We start from the raw sequence: 10,099 nt of genomic DNA, 5'->3' as shown, positions 1-10,099 counted from the left end.
CGGGCCGGTCCGGGCCCCGGAAGCCGCCGCGGCGGAGGTGTGACGTCTCGGTGCGTTACGGCCCGGGGCATTTGTTTTGACCGCAGTCGATGCGGTAGGTACGCTCTGACCTTGTGCCTGGGGTGTGCCCTGGCTCCTGTGCGTGTCTTCAACCGCATGACGAGCTGTAAGTGACCACCGCAATCTGCTGCCCTTCCCGCTGCTTCGGCGGGGGTCTGCGGTATTCGACACACCCGACCGCGTGGGTCGGAGTGGTTCCAGGTTAGTTTCACTACACGGCACACAGAAACCGGAGAAGTAGTGCCTACGATCCAGCAGCTGGTCCGTAAGGGCCGGCAGGACAAGGTCGAGAAGAACAAGACCCCCGCGCTCGAGGGCTCGCCCCAGCGTCGTGGTGTCTGCACCCGTGTCTTCACGACCACCCCGAAGAAGCCCAACTCGGCGCTCCGCAAGGTCGCGCGTGTTCGTCTGACCTCCGGCATCGAGGTCACGGCCTACATCCCGGGTGAGGGACACAACCTGCAGGAGCACTCGATCGTGCTCGTGCGTGGTGGCCGTGTGAAGGACCTGCCCGGTGTTCGCTACAAGATCATCCGCGGTTCGCTCGACACCCAGGGTGTCAAGAACCGCAAGCAGGCCCGCAGCCGCTACGGCGCCAAGAAGGAGAAGTAAGAATGCCTCGTAAGGGCCCCGCCCCGAAGCGCCCGGTCATCATTGACCCGGTCTATGGTTCTCCTCTTGTCACCTCGCTGATCAACAAGATCCTGCTGAACGGCAAGCGTTCCACCGCCGAGCGGATCGTGTACGGCGCCATGGAGGGTCTTCGCGAGAAGACCGGCGCCGACCCGGTCATCACGCTGAAGCGTGCCCTTGAGAACGTCAAGCCGTCTCTTGAGGTCAAGTCCCGCCGTGTCGGTGGCGCCACCTACCAGGTGCCGATCGAGGTCAAGCCCGGTCGCGCCGCCACCCTCGCGCTGCGCTGGGTCGTCGGCTACTCCCGCGCCCGTCGCGAGAAGACGATGACCGAGCGGCTCACCAACGAGCTGCTCGACGCCTCGAACGGTCTTGGCGCTGCCGTCAAGAAGCGTGAGGACACCCACAAGATGGCCGAGTCCAACAAGGCCTTCGCGCACTACCGCTGGTAGTCGCTACCCACATCGAGACCGAGAGAAGATTGAGCCTTATGGCCACCACTTCGCTTGACCTGGCCAAGGTCCGCAACATTGGGATCATGGCCCACATCGACGCGGGCAAGACGACCACCACTGAGCGGATCCTCTTCTACACCGGTGTGAGCTACAAGATCGGTGAAGTCCACGACGGCGCAGCCACGATGGACTGGATGGAGCAGGAGCAGGAGCGCGGCATCACGATCACGTCGGCCGCGACGACCTGCCACTGGCCGCTCAACGATGTCGATCACACGATCAACATCATCGACACCCCGGGTCACGTCGACTTCACCGTCGAGGTGGAGCGTTCGCTCCGCGTCCTCGACGGCGCCGTCACCGTGTTCGACGGTGTCGCGGGCGTCGAGCCGCAGTCCGAGACCGTCTGGCGTCAGGCGGACCGCTACGGCGTTCCGCGTATCTGCTTCGTCAACAAGCTGGACCGTACCGGTGCCGAGTTCCACCGCTGCGTCGACATGATCGTCGACCGCCTCGGTGCGGTGCCGCTGGTCATGCAGCTCCCGATCGGCGCCGAGGCCGACTTCAAGGGCGTCGTCGACCTCGTGACGATGAAGGCCTTCGTCTGGTCCGCCGAGGCGACCAAGGGCGAGATGTACGACATCGTCGACATCCCGGAGACCCACATCGAGGCGGCCGACGAGTGGCGCGGCAAGCTGCTCGAAGCCGTCTCGGAGAACGACGACGAGATGATGGAGCTGTACCTGGAGGGCGAAGAGCCCACCGTGGAGCAGCTGCACGCCGCGATCCGCCGTATCACCCTTGCTTCCAAGGGCAGCGCGGACTCCGTCACCGTCACTCCCGTCTTCTGTGGCACGGCCTTCAAGAACAAGGGCGTCCAGCCCCTGCTCGACGCGGTCGTCCGCTACCTGCCGTCCCCCCTGGACGTCGAGGCCATCGAGGGCCACGACGTCAAGGACCCCGAGACCGTCGTCAAGCGCCAGCCGTCCGACGACGAGCCGTTCTCCGGTCTTGCGTTCAAGATCGCGAGCGACCCGCACCTCGGCAAGCTCACCTTCGTCCGGATCTATTCGGGCCGCCTTGAGGCCGGCACCGCGGTGCTGAACTCGGTCAAGGGCAAGAAGGAGCGCATCGGCAAGATCTACCGCATGCACGCGAACAAGCGTGAGGAGATCGCGTCGGTGGGCGCGGGCGACATCATCGCCGTCATGGGGCTGAAGCAGACCACGACCGGTGAGACGCTCTGCGACGACAAGCAGCCGGTGATCCTGGAGTCCATGGACTTCCCGGCGCCGGTCATCGAGGTCGCCATCGAGCCCAAGTCCAAGGGTGACCAGGAGAAGCTGGGTGTCGCCATCCAGCGGCTCTCGGAGGAGGACCCCTCCTTCCAGGTCCACTCGGAGGAGGAGACCGGCCAGACCATCATCGGTGGTATGGGCGAGCTCCACCTTGAGGTGCTCGTCGACCGCATGAAGCGCGAGTTCCGCGTCGAGGCGAACGTCGGCAAGCCCCAGGTCGCGTACCGCGAGACGATCCGCAAGACCGTCGACCGTATCGACTACACGCACAAGAAGCAGACTGGTGGTACCGGCCAGTTCGCGAAGGTGCAGATCGCGATGGAGCCCATCGAGGGCGGCGACGCAAGCTACGAGTTCGTGAACAAGGTCACCGGTGGCCGCATCCCCCGTGAGTACATCCCCTCGGTGGACGCGGGTGCGCAGGAAGCCATGAAGTTCGGCATCCTGGCCGGTTACGAGATGGTGGGTGTCCGCATCACCCTTCTCGACGGTGGCTACCACGAGGTCGACTCCTCGGAGCTCGCCTTCAAGATCGCCGGTTCGCAGGCGTTCAAGGAGGGTGCCCGCAAGGCGTCCCCCGTGCTCCTGGAGCCGATGATGGCCGTCGAGGTCACCACGCCCGAGGACTACATGGGCGATGTCATCGGCGACCTCAACTCCCGCCGTGGCCAGATCCAGGCCATGGAGGAGCGCAGCGGCGCTCGCGTCGTGAAGGGCCTCGTGCCCCTCTCGGAGATGTTCGGCTACGTCGGAGACCTCCGCAGCAAGACCTCGGGTCGCGCAAGCTACTCGATGCAGTTCGACTCCTACGCCGAGGTTCCGCGGAACGTCGCCGAGGAGATCATCGCGAAGGCCAAGGGCGAGTAACTCTTCCGAGTCCACGCTTTAGGCTTGTCACCGGAGCCACTGGGGCATTCGTCGCAGAGCACAAGCAATGCGACGGGTGCCCCGGGCCCCGGCATCCCAGCAAAGATCACCTGGCGCCGATGAAGCAAGGCGTACAGAACCACTCCAGGAGGACCCAGTGGCGAAGGCGAAGTTCGAGCGGACTAAGCCGCACGTCAACATCGGCACCATCGGTCACATTGACCACGGTAAGACGACCCTCACGGCCGCCATTACCAAGGTGCTGCATGACGCGTACCCGGACCTGAACGAGGCCTCGGCCTTCGACCAGATCGACAAGGCTCCCGAGGAGCGCCAGCGCGGTATCACGATCTCGATCGCGCACGTCGAGTACCAGACGGAGCAGCGTCACTACGCGCACGTCGACTGCCCGGGTCACGCGGACTACATCAAGAACATGATCACGGGTGCGGCGCAGATGGACGGCGCCATCCTCGTGGTCGCCGCCACCGACGGCCCGATGCCGCAGACCAAGGAGCACGTGCTCCTGGCCCGCCAGGTCGGCGTTCCGTACATCGTCGTCGCGCTGAACAAGGCCGACATGGTGGACGACGAGGAGATCCTTGAGCTCGTCGAGCTCGAGGTCCGTGAGCTCCTCTCCGAGTACGAGTTCCCGGGCGACGACCTGCCGGTCGTCAAGGTCTCGGCGCTCAAGGCCCTTGAGGGCGACAAGGAGTGGGGCAACACCGTCCTCGACCTGATGAAGGCCGTCGACGAGTCGATCCCGCAGCCCGAGCGTGACGTCGAGAAGCCGTTCCTGATGCCGATCGAGGACGTCTTCACGATCACCGGTCGTGGCACCGTCGTCACCGGTCGTATCGAGCGTGGTGTCCTCAAGGTCAACGAGACCGTTGACATCGTGGGCATCAAGCAGGAGAAGACCACCACCACGGTCACCGGCATCGAGATGTTCCGCAAGCTGCTCGACGAGGGCCAGGCCGGTGAGAACGTCGGTCTGCTCCTCCGTGGCATCAAGCGCGAGGACGTCGAGCGCGGCCAGGTCATCATCAAGCCCGGTTCGGTCACGCCGCACACCGAGTTCGAGGGCCAGGCCTACATCCTGTCGAAGGACGAGGGTGGCCGTCACACCCCCTTCTTCAACAACTACCGCCCGCAGTTCTACTTCCGTACCACGGACGTAACGGGCGTCGTGACCCTTCCCGAGGGCACCGAGATGGTCATGCCGGGCGACAACACCCTCATGAGCGTCTCGCTGATCCAGCCCGTCGCCATGGAAGAGGGCCTGAAGTTCGCCATCCGTGAGGGTGGCCGGACCGTCGGCGCCGGCCAGGTCACGAAGATCATCAAGTAATCACTTGACGGTCTGACCTGGTCGCTCACACAGAGCACCTGGTAACAGCAGAGGGCCCCCGGCCCGCCGTTCGCGGCGGACCGGGGGCCCTTCTGTGTGTGCGTGTTGTTCGTTTTGTTCATGTTGTGCGTGTGTTGCGCGGGTGTGTTCCCGTACGTGGTTCTGTTCGCGTACGCGGGGTGTGTTCGCGTACGAGGGCGTGCGGGGGAGCGGGTGGTGCGGGGCCGGGCGGTGTGCCGTACGGCTACACGTCCCTGACCGGCCGCCACAGCCAGGGGAGCGCACCCGGGCCGAGGCCGGCCACGGTCGGCCCGGCCGGGTTCCCGGCGGTCCCGGCTGTCCTGGCGCCCTCGGCCAGCAGCGCGGCGCCCTGGAGTGGTACGACGCCGTCGGTGCGGCGCAGCACCTTCCCGTTCAGCAGGAGCTGGAGGCGGCCCCGGTCGTCCTGGCCGAGCAGTGCGGGCGCCGTGGACCGGGCGCTGGTGCGGTCGCCGGTGCGGTCGCCGGTGCGGTCACCGGTGCGGTCGCTGGTGCGGTCATCGCCCAGGTGCACATGGGTCGTCGCGGCCGTCGCCGGCCTGCGGTAGTACACGTCCACCCCGCCGCCCGGCGCGGCGACCGCGGTGGGGACGTCGCCGGGGAGCGGCAGCAGCGGTTCCGGGCGCAGCGCCACCGGTCCGCCCGCCGTGGTCTGGGCCCAGTGGTGCACGGTGTCCCGGCCCGATGCGAACACATGGACCAGGCCCGCCGAGTCGACCGTGGCGGAGAGCCCGTCCTGTATCTGGCCGCCGCCCAGGCTCCGCCAGGGGGACCAGTTCCCCGCGGTGGACCGTACCCGGGTGCTGATCGACTGGGCGGCGTCGCGCAGGAAGAGATGCACCTGGCCCGTACGGTCGGTGACCGCGACCGGGACGCCCGTCCTGCGGCCCCGGTCCGGGTCGCTCTCCGGATTGCCGAGCCCCGTCCACGCCGCGAACTTCCCGCCGGGCGTGCGCTGTTGGAGCAGCACTATCTCGCGGGTGTTGGCCGATCCGTGCCCGGCAATCGAGGAGAAGCGCAGCCCGAACAGCAGCTGCCGGCCGTCCTTGAGCGCGGTCGCGCCGAGGGTGGGGGCCAGCGGCCCGCCGCCCAGGTCGTCAGGCGGCCCCCACTGCCCGCTGCCCGGCGTCGTCTCCCGCCAGCGCACCGCGCGCAGGCCGAGGACCCCGTACCCGACGAGCCGCCCTTCCTCCTCGGTGGTGAGCACGGGGCGCGGGCCCGGATAGCGGTAGTGGGTGGACCGGACCCACCCCTTCTTGTTGGTCAGGGGTCGGCCGATACCCACGTTGTAGTCGCCGCAGCCGCCCGGATTCCCGCACTCCCAGGCCTCGTTGCCGCCGTACGGGAGAAGATTCGCGGCCTTCTGGGCGAGCACCCCGGGGGACAGGTTCTTCGGCCAGTGGCGGTTGTAGTAGCCGCGGTACGCGGTGGCGACGAAGGCCGGCACCTCGCCCTTGCCCCGGGTCGCCTCCGCCACCCAGCGGATCATCGCCGCCCAGCTGAACGAGGCGGTGGCGGTGTGGTCCGCGTGGTCGGAGTAGCCGACCTGCTCGCTGTCCTTGCGGCGCACCGCGGTCGGGCTGTGCTGGATGTCCGGATCCGGGTCCAGGGTGTGGATCACGGTCGGCCGGTACTGAACCATCAGCCCGGTGAGCACGTCGACCAGGGCGTCGTACGTGTACGAGTCGGTCTCCTGGAGCGGGGAGCCCTCGGCCACCACGGTCGGGAGGTTGAGCCCCCGGTCGGTCCAGAGCGACGGAAGGCCGAGCCGGCCGTGCGAGGTGTGCATGGCCGTGTTGAGGAAGACCAGTTCGACCCGGCGGGCGCCCCGCGCCAGTGTGTTGACCTCGGCCCGGCGCCCGCCGCGCAGGGTGACGACGTCCTTCTGCCACGCGGTGAACGGCGGGAGGCCCAGCTGCACCGCGTACGCCTGGCGCAGGCCCTGGTGGCGGGCCGACGAGTAGGCGGGCTTGTCGGGGGCGGGGTGCGGCTGCCCCGCGACGACATTGATACCGGTGGCCTCGCCCGCGGTGACGTACACACAGACCAGCGGGGTCCCGGAGTCCAGCATCCGCTGGGTGTCCGGATTCATGAAGTACATGTCGTCGTCCGGGTGAGCCAGTATCTGCATCAGCCGGTCATGCCTGGCTATGGATATCGCCTTGCCCGGCATCGGGTCCGCGGTGCCGGTGGTGCGGCGCGGCGACTCGGGTACGGAGCACGCGGTGAGCGCGGCTGACACCGCAGCCGTACCCAGCCCACCGAGCACGAGGCGACGGGAGGGGCCGGACCCCTGGTCAGTGGGGCCTGGCCCCTGCGGTATCCCCGGCGATATCCCCATGGTGAAGGTGCTCCGTCCGTTCCCCTGCACGGGCCCTCCCGTGCTCTCCCGGTCTGCTTGACGGGGTTCTCCGACCGGAGGTTGCTTCCGGCCGGGCCGCCGCCCCTCCGTACCGCCCGTCTCAGCAACCGGACGGCTGGGCACAGGCGTTCTCGCCGGGACGATTGTGGAGGGGAGACACTGGGGCGGACGACCGCCCGCCGCACACGGGCGGCCGCCGTCTGCGCCCGACAGGAAGGGACACCTGTGACACCGCCAACCACGAGTTCTTCGAAGGACAAGCTCGCTGCCCTGCGCAACGAGATCGAGCACCGCAACCCGGCCCAGCCCGAGTTCCACCAGGCAGTCCACGAAGTGCTGGAGAGCCTGGCGCCGGTGCTGGCCGTGCGGGACGACTACGCGCAGGCGAGCCTGGTGGAGCGCCTCTGCGAGCCCGAGCGGCAGATCATCTTCCGGGTGCCGTGGCAGGACGACCGGGGGAGGGTCCACGTCAACCGCGGTTTCCGGGTGGAGTTCAACAGCGCGCTCGGCCCGTACAAGGGCGGTCTGCGCTTCCACTCGTCGGTGAACCTCGGCATCGTGAAGTTCCTCGGCTTCGAGCAGGTCTTCAAGAACGCGCTGACCGGTCTGGGCATCGGCGGCGGCAAGGGCGGCAGCGACTTCGACCCGCACGGCCGCTCCGACTCCGAGGTCATGCGCTTCTGCCAGTCCTTCATGACGGAACTCCACCGTCACATCGGCGCGCACACCGACGTGCCCGCCGGTGACATCGGCGTCGGCGGCCGGGAGATCGGCTATCTCTTCGGCCAGTACCGCCGCATCACCAACCGCTGGGAGTCCGGCGTCCTCACCGGCAAGGGCCTCTCCTGGGGCGGCTCGGCGATCAGGCCCGAGGCGACCGGCTACGGGAACGTCTACTTCGCCGCCGAGATGCTGCGCCGCCGGGGCGAGGACGTACAGGGCCAGACCGCGGTGGTCTCCGGCTCCGGCAATGTCGCCATCTACACCATCGAGAAGCTCAAGGACCTCGGGGCCAACGCCCTGACCTGCTCAGACTCCGGTGGTTACGTCATCGACGACAAGGGCATCGACGTCGAACTCCTCAAGCAGGTCAAGGAGGTCGAGCGCGCCCGCATCAGCGAGTACGCGGAGCGCCGCGGTGCGTCCGCCCGGTACATCACCGGCGGCAGCGTCTGGGACGTCCCCGCCGACATCGCACTGCCGTCGGCCACCCAGAACGAACTGGACGCCGACGCCGCCGCCACCCTCGTACGCAACGGGGTCAAGGCGGTCTCCGAGGGCGCCAACATGCCCGCCACCCTGGAGGCCGTGGACGTCCTGCGCGAGGCGGGGGTCGCCTTCGGCCCCGGCAAGGCGGCCAACGCGGGTGGCGTCGCGGTCAGCGCCCTGGAGATGCAGCAGAACGCGGCCCGCGACAGCTGGACGCCCGCACGCGTCGAGGACGAACTGCTGCAGATCATGCGCGACATCCACCACACCTGCTACGAGACCGCCGAACGCTACGGCGCCCCCGGCGACTACGTGACCGGCGCCAACATCGCCGGTTTCGAACGGGTAGCGGACGCGATGCTGGCCCAGGGCGTCATCTGACGGGCCCGCTGAAACACCTGGTGGGACTGGCCCCGCTCCCGGTGGAGCGGGGCCAGTCCGCTGTGCGATGTGCGGCGTTGCCGCGAGCCGGGCGGGTCAGTCCTCGACGAAGAGGTCGTCCGCGGTGGTGGCGGTGAGCGCCCGGTCGAGCCAGGTCAGGAGAGTCTCCGGGTCGGTGCAGCTGGTGACGCGGTCGGCCACGGCCTGACTGGTCTCGATCCCGCGCCGGTCAAGGATCCGCAGCACGGACTTCGCCTCACCTTTCGCCTCGCCCTTCGCCTCACCCTGGGCTTCCCCTTCCGCACGACCCTCCGCCCGCAGGCGCTGGGAGGTCTCCGAACGGAAGAAGGAGAGGTCGGCGGCCATGAGTTTCCTCCAGATCGCGGCGGCCGGGTTGTCCCCCAGGCCGAGTTCGGTGAGTTCGGCGAGAATCGTCGCCGTATCGGGGTCGACGGTCTTGAGTGCGGGTGCCAGCGCCTTCAGTATGGCAGGCGCATACGGCTTCTTACCGTGTGTGATCGCGGAGAACACGGCGAGCGGTACGTCACGGGCCGCGGCCGACACCTCGGTCACGACCGGGACGTTGTGCGGGCCCAGCACCAGGGGGCGCACCGTGAGAGAGGGCCATTCCGGTGGGCCGATACGGATCGGTCCGGTCGCCCAGCGTGCGGTGGCCTCGTCCTGGCAGACCACCAGCAGGACCGGACCCAGACCGTACTTGGCGTGCAGATGGGCCAGGTAGTACGCCCAACTGCTGTATTTGGCCGGGTCCTTCCTGCCCTGGGCCTCGACGGCCAGCAGATAGCCGTCGCCTCCGGCCGTGTCCACCCGTAACAGCGTGTCGAGGCGGCGCTCCAGCGGCTTCGTCTCGGTGAGATCAGTGGGCAGCTGGGAGACGGCCACGGCCTCGGGGAACGGGATGCCCAGCGTCCCGAAGGTCCGGGTGAAGATCCCCGGGTCCTCCTGGAAGATGCGGTGCATCGCCTCGTGTGATGAGTTGACCATGGAGAAGAGACTGGGGGGGATAGGTCCCTGGCATATGCCAAACCGGCGTGGTTCACTCGATGAGGTGATGGAGGCGACGCCGGCGGTCTCTGCCGGAACCTCGCCCGGCGCCCCTGCCTCGTTCTCCAGGCGCCCCGCGGCCGCAGTGGCGAGGGCTGGGGTACAGTCTCCGGCCGCGATTGGCGTCCGTGGTGACCCGTATGGCAGACTATCGGGGTTGCTCGGTTGAGTGCCGATGCTGCGCGCCTCCCGTCGGGAGGACTGGAAGCAAGTCCCACAGTACTCGTCGCCCCAACTGCCGTAAGGCAGCGCTGAGGCGGACGTACGGGAATCTTCCGGGAAGTGTCAGCGGGGTGCCGACCAGGCGCCCGGTGGGTGTTCGTCCCCCGGCTCGCGGTCACTGGCCCGCACCCCTTTGCTGGGAAATCCTCCGGGAGAT

Annotated in this window: 7 protein-coding genes; 5 read left to right on the top strand and 2 right to left on the bottom strand. The window is 68.0% G+C overall.

Features of this window, described 5'->3' with window-relative positions; all coding sequences use genetic code 11:
* Positions 1–300: 300 nt before the first annotated feature.
* The 4 genes from rpsL (at position 301) to tuf (ending at position 4,664) form a co-directional block, all read left to right on the top strand.
* Positions 301–672 (top strand): 30S ribosomal protein S12, encoded by a 372-nt coding sequence (gene rpsL, locus ACWGKJ_RS01940; protein WP_003948652.1) that lies wholly within the window; start codon positions 301–303, stop codon positions 670–672.
* A gap of 2 nt (positions 673–674) precedes the next feature.
* The gene (gene rpsG / locus ACWGKJ_RS01935; RefSeq protein ID WP_164264073.1) at positions 675–1,145 is read left to right on the top strand and encodes a 30S ribosomal protein S7; all 471 of its coding nucleotides are present in this window, start codon (positions 675–677) and stop codon (positions 1,143–1,145) included.
* Between the two features lie 38 nt (positions 1,146–1,183).
* Positions 1,184–3,313, top strand: a complete 2,130-nt coding sequence (fusA, locus tag ACWGKJ_RS01930) for an elongation factor G (protein WP_385022210.1) — start codon at positions 1,184–1,186, stop codon at positions 3,311–3,313.
* A 157-nt stretch (positions 3,314–3,470) separates the two neighbouring features.
* The gene (gene tuf, locus ACWGKJ_RS01925; RefSeq protein WP_385022213.1) at positions 3,471–4,664 is read left to right on the top strand and encodes an elongation factor Tu; all 1,194 of its coding nucleotides are present in this window, start codon (positions 3,471–3,473) and stop codon (positions 4,662–4,664) included.
* A gap of 244 nt (positions 4,665–4,908) precedes the next feature.
* Here the strand turns inward: tuf and ACWGKJ_RS01920 are convergent, their stop codons facing one another.
* Positions 4,909–7,044 (bottom strand): PIG-L family deacetylase, encoded by a 2,136-nt coding sequence (locus ACWGKJ_RS01920; protein ID WP_385022216.1) that lies wholly within the window; start codon positions 7,042–7,044, stop codon positions 4,909–4,911.
* A 246-nt stretch (positions 7,045–7,290) separates the two neighbouring features.
* Here ACWGKJ_RS01920 and gdhA point away from each other — a divergent pair, with 246 nt between their 5' ends.
* Entirely contained in the window at positions 7,291–8,655 is a 1,365-nt protein-coding gene (gene gdhA, locus ACWGKJ_RS01915; protein WP_385022219.1) for an NADP-specific glutamate dehydrogenase, read from the top strand.
* A gap of 96 nt (positions 8,656–8,751) precedes the next feature.
* Here gdhA and ACWGKJ_RS01910 read toward each other — a convergent pair whose 3' ends face one another.
* Positions 8,752–9,660 carry an RpnC/YadD family protein gene (locus ACWGKJ_RS01910; protein ID WP_385022222.1) on the bottom strand — a complete coding sequence of 303 codons (909 nt, stop codon included), beginning with the start codon at positions 9,658–9,660 and terminating at the stop codon, positions 8,752–8,754.
* Positions 9,661–10,099 lie beyond the last annotated feature (439 nt).

It is taken from the genome of Streptomyces sp. NPDC054757 (assembly GCF_053612185.1).
The sequence above is the reverse complement of the archived record's forward strand: the minus strand, read 5'-3'. Positions and strand labels throughout refer to the sequence as shown.